This is a genomic window from Vreelandella zhuhanensis (assembly GCF_009793355.1).
Lineage (GTDB): Bacteria > Pseudomonadota > Gammaproteobacteria > Pseudomonadales > Halomonadaceae > Vreelandella > Vreelandella zhuhanensis.
Genome location: NZ_WTKP01000004.1, coordinates 280,522 through 299,997, shown reverse-complemented (window position 1 = coordinate 299,997; position 19,476 = coordinate 280,522). Strand labels below are relative to the sequence as shown.

At 60.3% G+C, this 19,476-nt stretch carries 19 protein-coding genes; 9 read left to right on the top strand and 10 right to left on the bottom strand.

What is annotated here, in order from left to right; genetic code table 11:
- Window positions 1-69: 69 nt before the first annotated feature.
- From GPM19_RS07625 to hemC, 4 genes are read right to left on the bottom strand one after another with little or no spacing between them, the layout of a single operon-like run.
- The gene (locus GPM19_RS07625) at window positions 70-1,356 is read right to left on the bottom strand and encodes a heme biosynthesis HemY N-terminal domain-containing protein (protein WP_160418442.1); all 1,287 of its coding nucleotides are present in this window, start codon (window positions 1,354-1,356) and stop codon (window positions 70-72) included.
- A complete protein-coding gene (locus GPM19_RS07620; RefSeq protein WP_160418441.1) occupies window positions 1,353-2,861 on the bottom strand; it encodes a uroporphyrinogen-III C-methyltransferase in 1,509 nt (502 codons plus the stop codon). Before GPM19_RS07620 ends, GPM19_RS07625 begins: the two co-directional genes overlap by 4 nt.
- Window positions 2,862-2,878: 17 nt before the next feature.
- Window positions 2,879-3,658 (bottom strand): uroporphyrinogen-III synthase, encoded by a 780-nt coding sequence (locus tag GPM19_RS07615; RefSeq protein ID WP_160418440.1) that lies wholly within the window; start codon window positions 3,656-3,658, stop codon window positions 2,879-2,881.
- On the bottom strand, window positions 3,655-4,599 hold the full coding sequence (gene hemC / locus GPM19_RS07610; protein WP_160418439.1) for a hydroxymethylbilane synthase: 945 nt from the start codon (window positions 4,597-4,599) through the stop codon (window positions 3,655-3,657). The genes GPM19_RS07615 and hemC overlap by 4 nt, the downstream gene beginning before the upstream one ends.
- Before the next feature lie 255 nt (window positions 4,600-4,854).
- Here hemC and argH point away from each other — a divergent pair, with 255 nt between their 5' ends.
- The 8 genes from argH (at window position 4,855) to phoR (ending at window position 12,358) form a co-directional block, all read left to right on the top strand.
- Window positions 4,855-6,258: an argininosuccinate lyase gene (gene argH / locus GPM19_RS07605; RefSeq protein ID WP_160418438.1), complete on the top strand. Its 1,404-nt coding sequence runs from the start codon at window positions 4,855-4,857 to the stop codon at window positions 6,256-6,258.
- A complete protein-coding gene (gene lptM, locus GPM19_RS07600; protein WP_160418437.1) occupies window positions 6,258-6,464 on the top strand; it encodes an LPS translocon maturation chaperone LptM in 207 nt (68 codons plus the stop codon). The genes argH and lptM overlap by 1 nt, the downstream gene beginning before the upstream one ends.
- A complete protein-coding gene (gene lysA, locus GPM19_RS07595) occupies window positions 6,465-7,736 on the top strand; it encodes a diaminopimelate decarboxylase (RefSeq protein WP_160418436.1) in 1,272 nt (423 codons plus the stop codon). It abuts the gene before it with no gap.
- Window positions 7,736-8,569, top strand: a complete 834-nt coding sequence (gene dapF / locus GPM19_RS07590; protein ID WP_160418435.1) for a diaminopimelate epimerase — start codon at window positions 7,736-7,738, stop codon at window positions 8,567-8,569. The genes lysA and dapF overlap by 1 nt, the downstream gene beginning before the upstream one ends.
- Window positions 8,570-8,616: 47 nt before the next feature.
- The gene (locus tag GPM19_RS07585; RefSeq protein WP_160418434.1) at window positions 8,617-9,327 is read left to right on the top strand and encodes a DUF484 family protein; all 711 of its coding nucleotides are present in this window, start codon (window positions 8,617-8,619) and stop codon (window positions 9,325-9,327) included.
- A gap of 23 nt (window positions 9,328-9,350) precedes the next feature.
- Window positions 9,351-10,277 carry a tyrosine recombinase XerC gene (locus tag GPM19_RS07580; protein WP_227842244.1) on the top strand — a complete coding sequence of 309 codons (927 nt, stop codon included), beginning with the start codon at window positions 9,351-9,353 and terminating at the stop codon, window positions 10,275-10,277.
- Window positions 10,278-10,374: 97 nt separating this feature from the next.
- A complete protein-coding gene (phoB, locus tag GPM19_RS07575) occupies window positions 10,375-11,064 on the top strand; it encodes a phosphate regulon transcriptional regulator PhoB (RefSeq protein ID WP_160418432.1) in 690 nt (229 codons plus the stop codon).
- Window position 11,065: 1 nt separating this feature from the next.
- Complete coding sequence (gene phoR, locus GPM19_RS07570; protein ID WP_160418431.1) at window positions 11,066-12,358, top strand: phosphate regulon sensor histidine kinase PhoR; 1,293 nt, start codon at window positions 11,066-11,068, stop codon at window positions 12,356-12,358.
- Window positions 12,359-12,440: 82 nt separating this feature from the next.
- On the opposite strand, the gene phoU is transcribed toward phoR, so the two are convergent.
- From phoU to GPM19_RS07545, 5 genes are all read right to left on the bottom strand, one after another.
- Window positions 12,441-13,166 (bottom strand): phosphate signaling complex protein PhoU, encoded by a 726-nt coding sequence (gene phoU, locus GPM19_RS07565; RefSeq protein WP_160418430.1) that lies wholly within the window; start codon window positions 13,164-13,166, stop codon window positions 12,441-12,443.
- Between the two features lie 40 nt (window positions 13,167-13,206).
- Window positions 13,207-14,022: a phosphate ABC transporter ATP-binding protein PstB gene (gene pstB / locus GPM19_RS07560; protein WP_160418429.1), complete on the bottom strand. Its 816-nt coding sequence runs from the start codon at window positions 14,020-14,022 to the stop codon at window positions 13,207-13,209.
- Window positions 14,022-15,458, bottom strand: a complete 1,437-nt coding sequence (gene pstA / locus GPM19_RS07555) for a phosphate ABC transporter permease PstA (RefSeq protein WP_160418428.1) — start codon at window positions 15,456-15,458, stop codon at window positions 14,022-14,024. Before pstA ends, pstB begins: the two co-directional genes overlap by 1 nt.
- Window positions 15,455-16,570 (bottom strand): ABC transporter permease subunit, encoded by a 1,116-nt coding sequence (locus GPM19_RS07550; protein ID WP_160418427.1) that lies wholly within the window; start codon window positions 16,568-16,570, stop codon window positions 15,455-15,457. The genes pstA and GPM19_RS07550 overlap by 4 nt, the downstream gene beginning before the upstream one ends.
- Before the next feature lie 94 nt (window positions 16,571-16,664).
- Window positions 16,665-17,627 carry a PstS family phosphate ABC transporter substrate-binding protein gene (locus tag GPM19_RS07545; RefSeq protein WP_160418497.1) on the bottom strand — a complete coding sequence of 321 codons (963 nt, stop codon included), beginning with the start codon at window positions 17,625-17,627 and terminating at the stop codon, window positions 16,665-16,667.
- A gap of 150 nt (window positions 17,628-17,777) precedes the next feature.
- Between GPM19_RS07545 and GPM19_RS07540 the strand changes: the two genes are divergently transcribed.
- A complete protein-coding gene (locus GPM19_RS07540; protein WP_160418426.1) occupies window positions 17,778-18,581 on the top strand; it encodes an HAD family hydrolase in 804 nt (267 codons plus the stop codon).
- On the opposite strand, the gene yihA is transcribed toward GPM19_RS07540, so the two are convergent.
- Complete coding sequence (yihA, locus tag GPM19_RS07535) at window positions 18,511-19,158, bottom strand: ribosome biogenesis GTP-binding protein YihA/YsxC (RefSeq protein WP_160418425.1); 648 nt, start codon at window positions 19,156-19,158, stop codon at window positions 18,511-18,513. The genes GPM19_RS07540 and yihA overlap by 71 nt on opposite strands.
- Between the last annotated feature and the right edge of the window lie 318 nt (window positions 19,159-19,476).

Here is a 19,476-nt window from a genome sequence, read left to right as displayed (position 1 = left end):
TTTTCAGTCGCCTGAAAGGCCCCGTAGGGCCTTTTTTGGCTATTCCTTTGCCTTGGCGGAAGCACGCCTTCAAGCGCTCTTTTTCGGCTTGTCCTTGTTTGTCTCCTCCTTGTCCTTGCCTTTGTCGGCTTTGCTCGCTTCGGCGTCGCTTGGCTGGGGCAGCGAAGGTAACGACTTGGCCAGCATTTCCACACTGTGGCGGTAGTAAAGCTGGCTTTTGTGATGCTCGCCGAGGCTGGCGAACAAGCGAGCCAATTCCGCACATACCACGCCGTTGGGCCGCTGGCGCTGGCTGGCTTCGAAGTACTCCTGCGCCTTGCCCCATTGGCCGGTACGCAGTGACAAACGTCCCAGTGCCAGCAGCAGTTCCGGGTCGTTGGGCCGCTCCTGCAGCCATTTCTCCGCTTTTGCCAGCTGGCGGGCGGCGTCCACGTTGATCAAGCCGTAACGGGTTACCAGGCGCGTATCCCAGTGCTGATCCAGCGAATGGCTGAGCAAGCGCTCGGCAATCGGCTCTTCACCCGCACGCACCAGCGCTTCGGTGTAGAGCATGATCAGTTCGCTATTGGCGCGCAGGTAATCGGGCATGTCCGCCCACAAGCTGCGAACCCGCTCGATGTCGCTGGGATTCTGCGCTTCGAAAACGATCAGTTCACGGTAGGCGCGGTATTCCAGTTGCTCACGTTCCTGTAGCGAAATCAGTCGCTTAGCGGCGAGCCGGGGAAGCAGATGACGCAAGCCTTCCCAGTCACTGACGCTGAGATACACCTGCTTGAGCAGCTTGAGTACCTGGGGGTGGTTGGTGAGCTTCTTGTCCAGCCGGGTCAGGATGGCCAGCGCCTCTTCGGGTTGCTGACGATCGATCATCAGCTGAGCCTGCATCAGGCCCACCGCGGTATCTGCGCCCGGCGTGGTCACCTGGGCCTGGTTGAGATGCTCTTGGGCTTTTTCATAATGCCCCTGGTAATGCGCGGCCAGGGCGGCGGAGAGGTAGTTGACCAGCGGCGTGCTGGAATCATCAGCCGCCTTGACCAAGGATTTTTCCGCCCGTTTCCAGCGGCCTTCGGTCAGTGCCACCAGGCCATGCACGGTCTTTTTCATCGCCCGATGATTGCGCGCGCGCATGTTCCAGCGCTTGAAGCGGCCTGCCGGACGAATCAGTCCGCCCAGCAGGCGCAAGGCGAAGTGCAAGATGATGAAGGCACCCAACAGCAGTACCAGGCCGAACCAGAACGAGGTCTGCATTGAGGTATCGCCGATACGGATCAGCCAGTAGCCGGGCACCGACATCATGAGATGCCCGAACAAGGCCCCCACCGCCAAGCCGAGGACTATCAGCAGTAGCAGTTTTCTCATGCATCACCTCCATCATCGCTGCGCGATTGGAACCGGCGTTCGATGAAACGCGCCAAAGCTTGCTGAGACGCGCTGATGTCCGGCAGTTCCGGGCGAATTTGAGTCTGCTTGAGTTCCTCTAGCCGATCGATCACTGCCTGGGTTTCGCTGCGGCTGGTGTCATAGTAGCCATTGAGCAGTTGCAGGGCCTTGTCGATGCTGGCTTCGAACAGTTCCTGTTCTTCCTTGAGCAGGGCCAGCTGCGATTGCTCAAGTACCAGGCGCAGGCTCTGGCGCAGGTAGGATTCCTGTTCCGGGGTGATCAAGGCTTCCAGCGCTTCATCATGATGACGAATTACCACCAGATCTTTCAGCTCGGCACCGAAGCGGGCCAGCTGGCGCTGGAAAGACCCTTCCGGCGGCTCCTCGATCTGCTGTTCGGCAGTCACCGCCGGCTCTTCGATTTCCTGGGAAAGCGGCAGCTTGGCGATGCGTTCCTGCTGGGCGTTGAGGGCAAGATAAATACCGGTACGGTCCAGCTCGGGCACGGCTTCCAGAGCGGCCAGTTCACGGGCGATTTCGCGGCGAACCGGCGTCAATGCAGGATTGTCGGCTTCTTTCAAACGCTGATCAGCGGTACGTAGCAAGGCGGCGGCGCCTTCAACGTCACGTTCGAGTTGCAGACGCTGGTTGGCCAGGCGTAGCAAGTAAGCGGCTTCGGCATGCAGCCACTCGCGCTCGTCAGTGTCCTGTTCGCTGGAAAGCTCATCCAGCACTTGATCCAGGGTTTCATTGACGTCACTGCGGTAGCTGGCGAAATCGTCACGCAATTCCTCGACCGCGCTATTCAACACCTGGTTGCGCTCGGTTTCGCTGCTTTCCAGGCGAGCTTCGAGTTCGTTCAAGGCCTGCATGGAAGCGCTGTCTTCCGCCTGCTGAGCCACGTTTTCCAGGCGCTGTTGCTGTGTTTCAAGGCGCTGCCACCCTTGCCAGGCAAAAAATGCCAGGATAATGGCCAACAGAATGACCAACACCAAGGCCAGAACACCGCTCTTGCCGCCGCTACCCCCCTTGCCGCCATTACTGGCCTGGGAGGAGGTGGAAGCCGGTGGCGGCGTCGAAGCGCCCTTGGCGCTGGCGGTCTTCTTGTCGCTATCACTACCGGTAGCCGCAGAAGTTGCGCTGTTAGCGGACGGGCCGCTGGTAGAAGAGCCACTGCTGGAAGAACCGCTGGCAGAAGAGGACGGAGCAGGCTTGGTACTGGGTGTCGTCGGCTCAGTGCTGTGTTCCGCCGGCTTGGCATCAGCGTTGCTCTCGGACCGGTTACGTCGCCGGGAGCGCTGGTTGCGCGATGAATTGCCTTTGCTTGTAGCCGTATCGCTTTTGGCAGCGGTGTCGCTGCCCGGCTCAGTGGCGGAAGAAGAAGAGGGTGACGCCTTGGCGGTATCCCCGCGTGGCTCTGAGCTTTCGCTACGGGCGTCGGACGTCTTCTTTGCGTCGTCCTGTTCGTTTGGTTGTTTGCTCATTCTGTCGCTAGCCCTTGTTAAGTTCCTGGATCGACATCGGCACCCTTCGGGTTACAGGCCCGAGCCAACGCGGCTGTCAGTGCATTCGGTGTTGCTCCCGACGCCACCATGGGGGCACGAAAGCCCAGTGTGTCGGCCAGTGTAGCCAAACGGCGACTGGAAACGATTAGCGGTTGGTTCAAGGCTGCCTGATTGCACCATTTTGCCAGATGTTCAAGCAATTCGCCGCTAGTGACGACTAACGCTTGATAATTTCCATCTTGAAGACGCCGCTGCAAGTCGATAGACGGTGCTTTGAAACAGCGCCGATAGACCGCCAGGCGCGTCACGTTTGCGCCACGTTCGGCTAATGTTTCGCCAAGTAAGGCGCGGCCGCCTTCCCCCGCCACCAGCAGGATGCGCTGGTTAGCCAGCGCTTGCAGCGACCCCAGCGCTAGCAGCGCTTCGCTGGTGTCTTCCCCAGCTTGGGGAGGCGGCACATGTACCGCCACGCCGAGAGTTTCATGCAGCCTGGCCGCTGTAGCGTTACCTACTGCATAGTAGTCGATCCCGACAGGCAACTGTGGCCAGTAACGGTCGAATGCCTCGCTCAGAGATTGGGCGGCAAAGGGGCTGACCACTACAACCTTATGAAAATTGTCGATGTTTAGCCAGGTGGTACGTAAGGCGGGGGTCTCGGGCAGGGCTTCCAGGGTCAACGCCTCGAGGCGCTCGACCTCGAAGCCCTGTTCGATAATGGCGTCAGCCAATACCTCGCCGCGCTCACCCGGGCGGCAGATCAACACCGGTGCACTCATTCGCTGGCGCCGTAGACCTCAGCGAGTATCTCGCCGGCGCCCAGGTCAAGCAGCTCTTCGGCAACGCGAATGCCCAAGGCTTCAGGTTCGTGCATCGAGCCACGGCCTTCGGCGCGTAGCACTTGGCTGCCGTCCGGGTTGCCCACCAAACCGCGTAACCACAGGGTCACATTGTCGGTCTCGATGATGGCATGACCCCCGATGGGTACCTGGCAGCCGCCTTCCAGCCGTGTGTTCATGGCACGTTCGGCGCGCACGCGGGTCGCGGTATCCGGGTCATCCAGCGGTGCCAGCAAATGTATCAACTCGGGGTCGTGCAGGCGACACTCGATGCCCAGCGCTCCTTGGCCGCAGGCGGGCAGGCAGACTTCCGGCGGGAGTGCCAGAGCGATGCGCTCTTCAAGTCCCAAACGCTTCAAGCCGGAGGTGGCCAGAATGATCGCCTCGAATTCACCGGCATCGAGCTTGCTCAGGCGAGTCTGGACGTTACCACGCAAATTCAGGATCTCCAGATCCGGGCGGGCTTCGCGCATCTGTAGTCCACGCCGCAAACTGGCGGTACCCACGCGGGCGCCTTCCGGCAGCTCATCCAGGCTGGCGTAGTGGTTGGAAACGAAGGCGTCGGTGGGGTCGGCACCTTCCAAGATCACCGAGAGCCCCAGGCCTTCGGGAAAGTGCATGGGCACGTCTTTCATGGAGTGCACCGCGATGTCGGCACGACCGTCGAGCATCGCTTCTTCCAACTCCTTGACGAACAAGGCCTTCCCGCCGATTTTGGAAAGCGGTGTATCCAGAATCTTGTCGCCTCGGGTGGAAAGGGGAACCAGCTCCACCTCAAGCCCCGGGTTGGCCGCCATTAAGCGGTCACGAACGTATTCAGCCTGCCACATGGCAAGTTGGCTTTTACGCGTGGCAATGCGTAGCTTGGTAATGGTTTGCACGTGATTCTCCCTTTGCCGCTGACACGGCCAGTCAACCTCTGATAGATCTCATCATAAAGCACCCGGCCACACAGTAAAAACTGTAGTAAAAATAGTAAGTGCGGTTCCCCACCGTAGGATGGTTTTGCGATGAGTAAATCGGCGTGCCGCGAGAGGGGGTGACTCTGGTACACTTTCCGGCAATTTCCATGATCATTTTTTGTGATTATTTTTCATGCGTGTTTTCGACTTCATTGTTTGCAGGATACCCGCCAGATGAGCCAAGTCACTAACCAGTCCTGGGGCGGTCGCTTCAGCGAGCCCACCGATGCGTTTGTCGAACGCTTTACTGCCTCGGTCACCTTCGACCAGCGCCTGGCGCGCCAGGATATTCGAGGCTCGATCGCCCACGCCACCATGCTGGCACGCGTCGGTGTGCTGAGTGACGAAGAGCGTAATGCCATCGTTGAAGGTCTCAACGAGATCGCCGCCGAGATCGAGCGCGGCGAGTTCCAGTGGTCGGTGCCGCTGGAAGACGTTCATATGAACATCGAGGCGCGGCTGACCGACAAGATCGGTATCACCGGCAAGAAATTGCACACCGGGCGTTCACGTAACGACCAGGTAGCCACCGATATTCGCCTGTTCCTGCGTGACGAAATCGATGTGATCGAAGTCGAGCTGGTGCGCCTGCGTGAAGGCATGATCGAGCTCGCCGATCGTGAAGCCGAGACCATCATGCCCGGCTTCACTCATCTCCAGACCGCCCAGCCGGTTACTTTTGGTCATCATCTGCTGGCCTGGCAGGAAATGCTGGCCCGCGACCACGAGCGCCTGCTCGATTGCCGCAAGCGAGCCAATGTGATGCCCTTGGGCGCTGCCGCTCTGGCCGGCACCACCTACCCGATCGACCGCCACGTTACCGCGGAATTGCTGGGCTTTTCGCGCCCGGCGGAGAACTCCCTGGATGCGGTGTCGGATCGCGATTTCGCGATCGAATTCACCAGCTTCGCCAGCATCCTGCTGATGCACCTGTCGCGCATGAGCGAAGAACTGGTGCTGTGGACCAGTGCCCAGTTCGATTTCATCGATTTGCCGGACCGCTTCTGCACCGGCTCTTCGATCATGCCGCAAAAGAAGAATCCCGATGTGCCGGAACTGGTGCGCGGCAAGACCGGGCGTGTCTATGGCCACTTGATGGCCTTGCTGACGCTGATGAAATCCCAGCCGCTGGCCTACAACAAGGACAATCAGGAAGACAAGGAGCCGCTGTTCGATGCCGTCGATACCGTGCGCGACTGCCTGAAAGCCTTTGCCGACATGGTGCCCGCCATCGAACCCAAAAAGGCCAACATGGAGGTCGCGGCGCTCAAGGGGTTCTCTACCGCCACCGACCTCGCCGATTACTTGGTGCGCAAGGGCGTGGCGTTCCGTGATGCCCATGAAATCGTCGGCCAGTCGGTGGCGTTTGGGCTACGCGAGGAAAAAGACCTTTCCGAGATGAGCCTTACTGAGCTCAAGCAGTTCTCCGACATCATTGAAGAGGATGTCTTCGAGGTATTGACCCTGGAAGGCTCGGTCGCGGCGCGTAACCATATCGGTGGCACCGCCCCCAATCAGGTGCGGGCAGCGGCGCAGCGTGCGCGTGATGCAGTGAGCGTGCTCAAGGACGCGATGTGATGCGTGTTGTCAGCGGCTTGGCAATATTCGTCGTGGCGATGATACTGCTGGCCGGCTGCGGCCAGAAAGGGCCGCTGTACTTGCCTTCTCCAGAGCAGCCATCTCCAGGGCAGCCTTCTCCAGAGCAGCCATCACAAGAGTCGTCTTTACCAGCGCAGCCCGAGCAAGCGCCATCCACCTCGCCAGCGGTCGAGCAGGAGACCTGAATGGATTATTTCAATTATCGCGACGGCGTGCTGTATGCCGAAGAGGTTCCGCTTTCACGCATTGCCGCCGAGCATGGCACCCCGTGCTATGTGTATTCCAAGGCCACACTTGAACGGCATTTTCGCGCCTATACCGAAGCCCTGGGCAGCCATTCGCATCTGATCTGCTATGCGGTGAAGGCCAATTCCAACCTGGCGGTGCTGGGGCTTCTGGCGCGGCTGGGGGCGGGGTTCGATATCGTTTCCGTCGGCGAGCTCGAGCGCGTCCTGGCGGCGGGCGGCGACCCGGCCAAGGTGGTGTTTTCCGGCGTAGCCAAGCAAGAAGCGGAAATGGCCCGCGCCTTGGAAGTGGGTATCAAGTGCTTCAACGTGGAATCGCGCCCGGAACTCGAGCGCCTCAATGGCGTGGCTAGGCGCCTGGACAAGGTTGCCTCGGTATCGTTGCGCGTCAATCCGGATGTCGATGCCGGAACCCATCCCTACATTTCCACCGGCTTGAAGGACAACAAGTTCGGCATTGCGGTGGATGACGCCCTGGATGTGTATACCCAGGCGGCGGGGATGACGCATCTGAAAGTGGTCGGGCTGGATTGCCACATCGGCTCCCAGTTGACGGAAACCGCGCCCTTTCTGGATGCTCTGGAGCGCCTGCTGGTGTTGCTCGAGCGTCTGCGCGACCAGGGAATCGAGATCGACCACCTGGATCTGGGGGGCGGTCTGGGCGTGACCTATCGCGATGAACGGCCGCCGCAGCCGTTCGATTACGCCACCGCCTTGCTCGAGCGGCTTTCGCGCTGGGAGGGTGGCAAGCGTCTGACGCTGCTGTTCGAGCCCGGTCGCTCGATTGCCGCCAACGCCGGGGTGCTGCTGACCCGGGTCGAGTTTCTCAAGACTGGAGAGACTAAGAACTTCGCCATCATCGATGCGGGCATGAACGACATGATTCGCCCGGCGCTGTACCAGGCGTGGCAGGCCATCGTGCCGGTGGACACACGCAATGCCCGGGAGTCGGCGCTTTACGATGTGGTCGGTCCGGTATGCGAAACCGGGGACTTCCTGGGCAAGGAGCGTGAACTCGCGATTGCCCCGGGGGATCTTCTGGCGGTGCGTTCAGCGGGCGCCTATGGCTTCGTGATGGCCTCGAACTACAACAGCCGCCCCCGCCCAGCGGAGCTGATGGTGGATGGCACGGAGTGTCATGTGGTGCGTGCTCGCGAGCGCCTGGCGGATTTGTGGGCCGGCGAAACCTTGCTACCGGCAGGGAGCGTTTGATGCTGCTGCATTTCACCAAGATGCACGGGCTGGGCAATGATTTCGTGGTGGTCGATCTGGTGACTCAGCGCGCCCGTCTGCGCAATGAGCAGATTCGCCAGCTTGCCGATCGTCGTCTGGGGATCGGCTTCGACCAGCTGTTGATCGTCGAGCCGCCTCGTGACCCGGAAATGGATTTTCGCTACCGCATCTTCAATGCCGATGGCAGTGAAGTGGAAAACTGCGGCAATGGAGCGCGCTGTTTCGCCCGCTTCGTGCGCGATCAACGTCTTACCCACAAGCACGAGATTCGGGTCGAGACCGCTGGCGGCCCGTTGGTTCTCAAGGTACAGCATGACGGCATGGTGCGCGTGGACATGGGGCGGCCGCGCTTCACACCCTCGGCATTGCCGTTCGAGGCGCCGGGCGACCAACCGCTGCATACTCTGGCGGTCGGCGACGAGACCCTCGAACTGGGGGTGGTGTCGATGGGCAATCCGCATGCAGTGATCCAGGTCGATGACGTGGATACTGCGCCGGTGGAGCGTCTCGGTCCCCTGGTGGAAGCGCATCCGCGCTTTCCCCAACGGGTCAATGTGGGTTTCATGCAGGTGCTCTCGCCCTGCGAGATTCGTCTGCGCGTGTATGAGCGTGGCAGCGGCGAGACCTTGGCCTGCGGTACCGGCGCCTGTGCCGCCGTTGCCAGCGGGATTCGCCAAGGGCTATTGAAAAGCCCGGTCAAGGTGACGCTGCCGGGCGGTGACTTGATGATCGAATGGCCGGACCCGGAAGCTGCGTTGATTATGGTCGGCCCGGCAACCCGTGTGTTCGACGGTCGCGTCGCGTTAAGCTGACGCGGTCAAGCGTAAACCGTTGCGATAGCGTAAACAGGAGTAAGGTGATGTCTTCAGCCCCCGAGCCGCGCAAAACCCTCGACCCCGATCAGGTAGCCTTCTGGCTGGCGCGTCACCCCGACTTTTTTGTCGGGCGTGAAGGGTTGCTGCAGCAGCTCAAGGTTCCCCATCCGGATACCCAGGGTGCGATCTCGCTATTGGAGCGTCTGGTGCTCGACCTGCGCCGGCGTGCCGAGCATGCCGAAAGCCGGCTGGAACACCTGCTGGAAACCGCGCGCCACAATGAGACACAGTATCGGCGCCTGCGGGAAACCTTGCTGGCATTGGTCGAAGCCGAGGATCGAGATACCTTGGCCCAAGCCTTGGCCACCCAGCTCAGCGAGCGTTTTGCAACGCCGGCCATGGCGCTCTGGTGTCCGGCGGAACTCAGCGATAACGAACCCGCTCCGCCACAGCCACCGCGTCAGGTGCTGGACCAGCATGCCACCAAGCGCCTGACCGCGCTGCTTGATGGACGCACCAGCCGCTGTTCCAAGTTGAGTGTCAGCGACTGGAAATGCCTGTTGCCGCATACCAAGCCACCGCGCAAGGCGGGTTCCTGCGCCATCACTCGACTTTCCGCCGGGCAGCCGCTGGGCTATCTGCTGCTCGCCAGTCCCGACCCGGCAAGTTATTGCGCCAGCATGGACACCTTGTTCACTGAGTATCTGGGCGATGTCATGGCCCGCTTGCTGACGCGGCTGGGCCCTTATGCTTGATACTCTCTATGCTTGTACCCCCTATGCTTGATACTCCGCTCGAGGGAAGTATCACGGCATTTCTGGCGCAGATGCGACGCCATGCCAGCCCCGCCACGCTGAAAGCCTATGCTCAGGATCTCAGCGCCTTGCAGGCCTTCACGCTGAGCCGTGATGTGCATGCCGCGGAAGCACTGGATACCGCCCTGTTGCGGGCTTTTCTGGGACGTGAACGTAGCCGCGGGCTGGCTCCCAGCAGTTTGGCCCGGCGCCGCGCGGCACTCTCGCGTTTTGCCGATTACCTAGTCAAGCAAGGAATCCTGGCGCATAACCCGGTAACGCTATTGCGCACGCCGCGCCAGCCCAGCCACCTGCCGCGCCCGCTGGATGTGGATCAGCTCAGCCAGTTTCTGGATACCCCTCATGATGGCTCGCCGTTGGCATTGCGCGACCAGGCCATACTGGAACTTTTCTATTCCAGTGGCTTGCGCCTGGCCGAGCTTGCCGCTCTGGATGAGCCTGACGTTCACGGCCATCAGGTACGGGTGATGGGCAAGGGCAGCAAACCCCGCCAAGTACCGGTGGGCCAGCGTGCTCAGGTGGCGCTGGGCCATTGGCTGGCGCAACGCCCATTGCTTGCCGGCCAGTGCGAAACTGCGCTGTTCGTCGGGGTGCGCGGGGCTCGCCTGGGGCATCGCGCGATTCAAAAGCGTCTGGCGCACCTGGCCGTGGCCCGCGGTTTACCGGAGCACTTGCACCCGCACCGATTGCGTCATTCTTTCGCCAGCCATCTGCTCGAGTCCAGCCAGGACTTGCGTGCAGTGCAGGAGCTCCTCGGCCATGCCAATCTGGCCACTACACAGGTGTATACTCGGCTGGATTGGCAAAGCCTGGCGGCCAGTTACGATGCGGCCCATCCGCGAGCCAAACGTTCTTCGACCGCAACTGAACAGAAACCCGGCAAGCCGTAACGTCCGCTTGGGAAAATCGGTCTTGTCATGGAATTGTCATCAGGGCATGGTGTGATTGTCATTGACCTGTCATTGTTCGATCACGAGGCCGCCCATAATGACCGCCAAGACCGTTCTGATTGTCGATGATGAAGCGCCGATTCGCGAAATGATCGCGATCGCCCTGGAAATGGCTGACTACCACGTCCTTGAAGCGAGCAATGCTCAGGATGCCCACGCCATGATTGTGGATCATCAACCGGACTTGCTGCTGCTGGACTGGATGATGCCGGGCATCAGCGGTATCGAGCTTGCTCGTCGGCTCAAGCGCGAAGAAGCCACCGCCGAGCTGCCCATCATCATGCTTACCGCCAAGGGTGAAGAGGACAACAAGATTCAGGGTCTCGAAGCCGGGGCCGACGATTACATTACCAAGCCGTTTTCCCCTCGTGAGCTGGTGGCAAGGCTCAAGGCCGTGCTGCGTCGAGCGACACCGCGCGGTGTCGAAGAGGCTGTCGAGATCGACGGCCTCCTGCTGGATCCCATGAGTCATCGCATTAGTGCGCATGGCAAGGCCTTGGAAATGGGGCCTACCGAGTACCGCCTGTTGCAGTTTTTCATGACTCATCAGGAGCGCGCCTACACCCGTAGCCAGCTGCTGGACCAGGTATGGGGAGGCAATGTCTATGTCGAGGAACGCACCGTGGACGTGCATATCCGCCGCCTGCGCAAGGCATTGGGCGATGCCCATCAGCACTTGATTCAGACTGTACGCGGTACCGGCTACCGGTTTTCGGCTAGAGGCTAGGGTGCGATTGTGGAGCCGTGAGCTGTGGCGTCTGGTATGGCCGGCAACCCTGGGAACCTTGGTCGGCTGGCTGTTAGTGACACCGGGGCTGGGTCTCGCAGCGGGCTTGGTGCTGTGCCTGGTTTACCATCTGCGCCAGTTACGCGCCCTGTATCGCTGGATGACGTTGCACCCGGAGCAGGAGCCTCCTGCCGCGAGCGGGATGTGGGGCGAGCTGTTCGACCAGCTTTACCGTTACCAAAAACGCCAGCGCATCACTCAGCAACGCTTACGCGCGATACTCGCGCGGATACAGGAATCCTCGGAAGCCATGCGCGACAGCGTGGTGATGCTCGACCGTCATGGTGACCTGGAGTGGTGGAACAGTGCTGCCAGCGACATGCTGGGGCTGCAAGCTGCCCATGACCGCGGCCAGCACATTACCAATCTGCTGCGCGACCCGCACTTCGTCAGTTACTTCAAGGCCCAAGACTATCGCGAACCCCTGACCTTGACGTCTCCCATCGACGAGCGTCGTATCCTTCAATACCAGCTGACGCTCTATGGCGATGACGAATGCCTGCTCATGGCTCGCGATATCACCCGGTTGCATCGCCTGGAACAGATGCGGCGCGATTTCGTGGCCAATGTTTCCCATGAATTGCGCACACCCCTGACGGTACTTTCCGGTTATCTGGAAACCTACAGCGACCTGGCTGAACAGATGCCGCCGCGCCTGGGCCGCGGGCTTTCGCAGATGCAGGCGCAAACGAGCCGTATGCAGAATCTGGTCAACGATCTGCTGATGCTGTCACGCCTAGAGATCGACCAGGGTGGCGAAGATCACCGGCCGCTGCTCATGGAGACGTTGCTCGACGGCATCCGCCGCGATGCGCTGGCCCTTTCCCATCACCGCCATGAAGTGACTATCGAGCTTGAGTGTCATGCTCAGCTGGTAGGCAGTGAGCAGGAAATTCGCAGCGCGGTTTCCAACCTGGCTTTCAATGCCGTGCGCTATACCCCGGAAGGTAGCCATATCACACTGCGTTGGAAGACTCACTCTCAGGGCGCCTGCATTGAAGTCGAGGATAATGGGGAAGGCATCGATCCGGTGCATATTCCGCGCCTCACCGAACGCTTCTACCGTGTGGACAAGGGGCGCAGCACTGAAACCGGCGGTACCGGACTGGGGCTGGCAATCGTCAAGCATGTACTATTGCGCCATGAAGCGCACCTGGAGATCGACTCCCACCCAGGCGAGGGAGCCCGCTTTCGTTGCGTGTTTCCCGCCAAGCGCCTTGTCTCTTCTACCTAGTTCTGGTTCCTAGGCATCTGTCCTTGGTGCGTGGCGGGTTTCAGCCTTATCGTTGTAATCTCATCGCTTTTTTAATCTTAGGTCAGGACTTCTTCAGCATGTTTTCATCGAGCTCTTCCGGGGCGATGTGCCGGATATCCAGGCCCTTGACCAGATAGACCACGTATTCGGCCAGGTTGTTGGCATGGTCACCCACCCGTTCTAGGGCGCGCAACACCCACATGACGTTGAGTACTGAGCTGATCGAACGGCTGTCTTCCATCATGAAGGTCATCAGCGAGCGCATGGCGCTGCCATATTCGTCATCCACCAGCTTGTCTTCGTGCACCACCTGCATGGCCAGATCAGTATCGAAGCGGGCAAAGGCGGTGAGCGAATCGCGCAGCATCTTGCGCACATGCTCGCTGATATGCCGGACTTCCACCAAGCCTTTTACATTATTGCTGCCTTCGCTCAAGCTGAGGGCATTGCGAGCGATCTTGCTGGCTTCGTCGCCGATACGCTCAAGATCCGAGGTGGCGCGAATTACCGCCACCACCAAGCGCAGGTCGGAAGCGGCCGGCTGGCGGCGTGCCAGTATCCGGGTGCATTCATCGTCAATTTGAATCTGAAGGTCGTTGACTTGGCGGTCGTTGTCACGGACCTTTTCCGCCAGGTGAGAGTCGTTCTCCAGCAGTGCCTTGATCGCCTCCTGTACCTGCTTTTCCACCAGGCCACCCATGGCCATCAGGTGGGTCTTGAGCTCTTCGAGCTCCTGATTGAACTGGCGGGAAATGTGCTGGCTATGCGTATCGCTGGTGATATCCATTGTATCGCTCCTGGGCCGGTAGGCCTGTGTTAGCCGCTGGTTACGCCATACGGCCGGTAATGTAGTTTTCGGTGCGCTGCAGGCGCGGATTGGTGAATACGCTATCGGTGGGGCCGTATTCCACCAGCTCTCCCCCTTGGAGAAAGGCGGTGTAGTCCGAGACTCGGGCAGCCTGCTGCATGTTATGAGTGACCAGCACCAAGGTCAGTTGCGACTTCAGGTTGCGTATCAGCTCCTCGATCTTGAGTGTCGAGATAGGGTCGAGTGCCGAGGCCGGCTCATCCAGCAGCAGGACATCTGGTTGCACCGCCAGGGTGCGGGCGATGACCAGGCGCTGCTGCTGCCCACCCGACAGGGTCCAGGCAGAGCGGTACAGGCGATCCTTTACCTCCTCCCACAGCGCGGCGGACTGCAGCGCCCATTCGACGGTGTCATCGCGTTTGCGTTTGAGCATTCGACCTTGCAGACGCAGACCAAAGGCGACGTTTTCATAAATCGACATGGGGAAAGGATTGGGGTTCTGGAACACCATTCCTACCCGTCGACGCAATTCCGCCACGTTCAGCTGGGGGGCGTGAATGTCCCGGCCTTCCAATTGAATGTTCCCGCTGAGAGTCACCGACTCGTTCAGGTCGTGCAGCCGGTTGATGGCCCGCAACAGGGTCGACTTGCCACAGCCAGAAGGTCCGATGAACGCCGTGACCCGGTGGCGCGGTACCTGCAGGGATAAGCCCTGCAAGGCGGGCACGCCGGCATAGGCCAGACTGAAATCATTGATCTCCAGACAGCTCTCGGCCGTGGCGAAATGCATGACCGCAGCATTTTCGGGAGCGGATTTCGGTAACGACGCTTGCATCAGTTTCCTCGTTGGCGCCTGAGATGATGACGCAGAAATATGGCAGTCAGGTTAAGCACCAGCACAATCAACACCAGAAGTAATGCCGTGGCGTAGACCAAGGGCAAAGCAGCCTGGACATCTTCGCCGTGAAAGGCGGTATCGAAGATATGGTAGCCAAGGTGCATGAACTTGCGCTCTAGGTGCAGGTAGGGAAATTCACCGTCCAGAGGCATCTGGGGTGCGAGTTTGGCGACGCCCACCAGCATCAAGGGCGCGACTTCGCCGGCGGCGCGCGCCACGGCGAGAATCACCCCGGTCAGCATGGCCGGAGCGGCCATCGGTAGCACGATCCGGGTGAGCATTTCCAGGCGGGTGGCGCCCAGGGCCAGCGCCCCTTCGCGCTGGGCATCGGGAATTCGCGCCAAACCTTCTTCCGTCGCCACGATCACCACCGGCAAGGTCAGAAGCGCCAGGGTCAAGGAGGCCCACAGCAAGCCCCCTGTGCCGAAAGTGGGCGAGGGCAGGGTATCGCTGAAGAACCATTCATCGAGGCTTCCCCCGATGCCGTAGACGAATACCCCCAGCCCGAAGACACCGTAGACGATCGAAGGGACCCCGGCGAGATTACGCACCCCGATGCGCACCAGCCGCGTCAGGCGTCCTTGATGGGCAATTTCATTGAGATAGATCGCTGCCAGCACGCCGAAGGGAGTCACCAGAAGTGACATCAGCAGTACCATCAGGACGGTGCCGAAAATGGCCGGCCAGACGCCGCCGCCGGTATTGGCCGCTCGCGGCCCTTGGCTGAGAAAGCGCCATACGGCGCTGCCCCACGTCTGGATCTTCTCACCCATGGACATGGCATTGGGGCGCTGGGCCCGATGAATGACATGTAAGGGTTGCTGTCGTTGACGCCCCTCGACGCTTTCCACTATTAGATAAGTATCTCCGGGCACATAGCTGTCACCGGAGGCGGCCCTGGAGGGTGCGCCATTGGCTACCGTGTTTCTCTGGTTCAGGTGCTGCTGCAACGCCTGCCAAGCAGCTTCGCCTTCCAGACGCTCATTCGGCATCACCACGGCCACCAGTCGGCCGATGAAATCTCCCCAGGAAGCGCGGTCGAGAAGCACCAGTTCGACCGGGGTGGAGCGCGTTTGAATGGTATCCAGCGCCACCCATTGCCAGAGGGCACCGTCGAGGTCGCGATTGGCGGTATAATACAGCCGTTCATGGCCGGGGCGGTCAGGCAGAGGGGCTTCGCGTACGGCATGTCCGGCAATGACCTGGCCGTCGGCGAGCGTGACTTCTTCAATCGGCGCCGGCCAGAAATGGCCCAAGCCGCGCACCACCAGCAAGCTCACCAGTGCGGCCAGCATGAGCAGCGAAAGCGCAACGCTTGCAGCGCTCAACCATGGCCAGGCCTCATCCCGATTTTTTGCCAGGTGCTGGATCATGGATGGCCTTCCAGGCGCCGGTAACGGCGTCTCAGACGTTGACGCACCGCTTCCGCCAAAGTGTTGACCAGGAAAGTGAACACGAACAACGCCAAGGCGGCGAGAATCAATAAATGATAGGTCAGGCCGCCGGGTGCGGCTTCAGGTAATTCAATGGCAATGGCCGCTGAAATCGAGCGCATGCCTTCAAAGGGACTGGCACTGAAAAGGGCGGTATTGCCACTGGCCATCAATACGATCATGGTTTCGCCCACCGCACGCCCGGCCCCGATCATCACTGCTGAAAACAGCCCTGGTCCTGCGGTGGGCAAGGCCACTTTCCACAGCGCCTGCCAACGGGTGGCGCCTAGCGCCTGGGCACCTTCGAGCAAGCTTTTAGGCACGTCGGCCAGGGCGTCTTCAGCCAGGGCGTAAATACTGGGAATCACGGCAAAACCCATTGCCACCCCCACGATCATGGCATTGCGGGTGGCATAGTCGATGCCCCACTGCTTATCCAGAAAACGTCGCAAGTCGTCTTCGGGCAGTTGCTGTTCCAGCAAGGGCGTGACCCAGAACGCCAGGGCGATCATCAAGACGAACCAGGGCACCAGCCACAATCCCGCCCAGCTTAAGGGAAGTGTGCGCTGCAGCCGAGTGCCGAGGTGATGCCAGATCGTTCCCGCGACTAGGGCGCTCAGCGGTAACCCGATTACCAGCAGCAAGGTGCCGGCCAGGTGACGTTCAACCCAGGGTGCGATGATCAGACCGGCGATAAATCCCACTACCACACCGGGAATGGCTTCCATCATTTCCAGGGTGGGTTTTAGCCGGTGGCGCAGGCGGGTGGACATGAACAGCGCCGAATACATTGCCGCTCCCAGCGCCAGGGGCACGGCGAACAACAGCGCATAGAAGGCGGCTTTCAATGTGCCCCAAGCCAGCGGCGTCAGCTTGGCCAAGGCTAGGGTGTCACCCAGACGCAGCAACGGTAGCGTTTCCCAGAGCAGAAACACGGCAATCGCCAGTACCGCTAACAGAACGCCGATGCCGCCGGCAGTGATCAAACCGGTAGCAAGGCGATCGCGGGCCAGGCGTAAGCGCTGATTGAGCGTATCGGATGGTGGTGTCATGGTGAAATCAATGAAGACTCACAAGTGGAAACGCAAGGTGAGCAAGAGGGACGCTGACCCAGCGTAAGACAATTTTATGACAACCGGGTGACAGCTAATCCCCTGTGAGCTCTTGCGCCTTGAGTGTAGGGGGGGAAAGCGGCACAAAACCCGCTGCTCGGGCAATGCGCTGCCCTTCGTCGGAGAGAATCAGTTCGATAAAGGCCCGTTCGGCAGCAGGAAGTGGCTCATCCGGTGGTAGGTTGACGTAAAGATACAGAAAGCGCGACAGCGGATAACGGCCGGATTGGATCGCCTCTTCAGTGGGCAGGATGGCTTGAGTCTCCTGCTCGGCTACCCCCAGCGGGTGGACCATCGGCGTCAGGTGATTGTAGGCGGCATAACCCATGGCGCCGGGAGATTCGCCCACGGCGGCGATGACCGCCGAGGAGCCAGGATATTCACTGATATCACGACGAAATTCGCCGCCGCACAGCACCTGTTGTCGAAACAACCCATAGGTGCCGGAAGCCAGATTGCGGCCATGCAGGGCAATCTTGCCGTAAGGCCAGTCAAGGGTGGCGGAAAAGGCTTGCCAGCGTCTCAGCGGTGCCTGCGCTCCACACTCCCGGGTGGTGGAAAAGATGGCATCCAGCTGAGCTAAGCTCAGCTGGCGCAAAGGATTGTGACGATGCACCACCACTACCAAGGCATCCAGTGCCACCTTCACTTCAAGCGGCGGGTAACCATAACGCTTCTCAAAAGCCTGGTATTCCTCGGCTGTCATCCGGCGTGACATCGGCCCCAGCCGAGTGGTACCGGCAAGTAGCGCTGGTGGGGCGCTGGCGGAGCCGCTGGCCTGAAACTGCAGCCGAACGTCGGGGTGGCGAGTCACCAGGGCTTCCCCCCAGCGTAGCATCAGCCCGGCCATGGTATCGGAGCCTACGGCCCCTAGGGTGCCGCTGATATTACTGGCCCATGCTCCGGGTGAGCTTGCCAGCAACGCCACCAGCAGTAACCGGATAAACGGCACGCATGTTCTGTGTTGCGTTGCTTGGACCTTGAATGGATTGCCCATGGCGCTGCAGATGTTGTAGTAAATAGGAAGTGAGCCGTCTTCGTTCAAGCGGTTGCCCTCTTGTGTTTTCCTGTACATTTGGCAGTGTATAGCACCACCGAGCCGCCATCAGGCCCTTCTTGAACGCCTTTTTCATGAGCCGAGTAAACGATGAAGCGATTGCAAGCGCTGACCTTCGACCTGGACGATACTTTGTGGGACAACGGCGGGGTGATGCAACGCACGGAGCACGGCCATTATGCCTGGCTGAGCCAGTGTCTGGATGTCTGGCAGCACGCTCAGGGGGACGAACCCCTGCAGCTTGCCGAGCGCCTGGGGCTGGCCGATTATCAGAGGCGCCGTTTGCAACTGGCGCAAACGCATACCTTGCGGCGTGGCGATTTCACCTGGCTGCGTGAGCGGGCCTTGGCTGAGCAGCTGCAAACTTTGAAACTGCCACGCAGCAGCGCGATCATGTGGGCCGCCGCTGCCATGGATGAGTTTCGCCGCTTGCGTTTGGAGGTCACGCCTCATCCGGAAGTAGTGCCGTTGCTGGCGTCCTTGGGACAACGCTTCAAGCTGGCAGCGATCACCAACGGCAATATCCACCTGGCCCGGCTGCCTTTTGCCAGCCACTTTAATGTCATGATTGCCGCCGGTGAGATGTTGGCGCCAAAGCCTGATCCGCGGCCTTTTCTGGCGGCACTGGCGCGGATGGGGGTGGCGCCCTCAGCGGCGCTGCATGTGGGTGATTCCTGGTGTGACGATGTGCAGCCGGCCCAGCGGCTGGGAATGCAGGTCGCCTGGATAGCTCCCCTTCAGGCGCCGCCACTTCGCTTGCCATCCGGGGTGCACCGCCTGGCTCACGTAAGTGATTTGCCGGCGTTGATCGAGCACCTTGCGCCTATGCCTCGTCCAGGGGCGACAACCACTGATCCAGACGCTGCGACAAGGTGTCCACCCCTTCACGCTTGAGCGAGGAGAACAGTTGGATCGACACCAGGTCTTCCCATTCATGCAGGCGTGAGCGAACCTTTTGCAGCGCCGCCTTGGCGGGACCGTTCTTTAGTTTGTCCGCCTTGGTCAGCAGAATGTGTACCGGCATTTCGCGTTTGTCGGCCCAGCCCAGCATCATCTGGTCGAATTCGGTCAAGGGATGCCTTACATCCATCAGCAACACCAGGCCACGCAGGCTGAAGCGCTCGCGCAGGTATTCGGACAGGTGACGTTGCCATTCGAGCTTGACCGCCTCGGGCACCTGGGCATAACCATAGCCGGGCAGGTCGACCAGACGCAGGGCTTCGTCGTTGGCCACACTGAAAAAATTGATCAGCTGAGTACGCCCCGGCGTACGCGAGGTGCGGGCGAGCCCTTTTTGCTGAGTCAACGCATTGATGGCGCTGGATTTTCCGGCATTGGATCGTCCGGCGAATGCCACTTCAGCGCCTATGTCGGACGGGCACTGGGCGAGCGTCGGCGCGCTGGTCATGAAGCTGGCAGTAGGGTAGTTCAAGCGCTTGATAGGCGCGTTGTCCTGGGGGCTTGTAGGCATGTAGAAAGATCCTGAAAATGACAAAACCGCAAGGGCAATAGCATGCAAACCACTCCTTGGAACAGCGATTTGGATGCAAAGAGGTGAATCTACCCCTAAAGCAGGTCGGGAGTTGCATTCCCGCCGCCTAGGTGATTCGGTATAATGCAAGTGTTTTGTATCTGCGACCTGTGGCGTTAGTGTACCATCGCGCTCTGGCCGGCAGCGACCAACCAACGCCTTGTTCGCCACCGTGGCAGGAGCGGCTCAGCTTGGTAATGTTGATGAAACCGGGCGGCGCCCAGGATGCGTAGCAGTCAATAACCTAACGGCATAGTG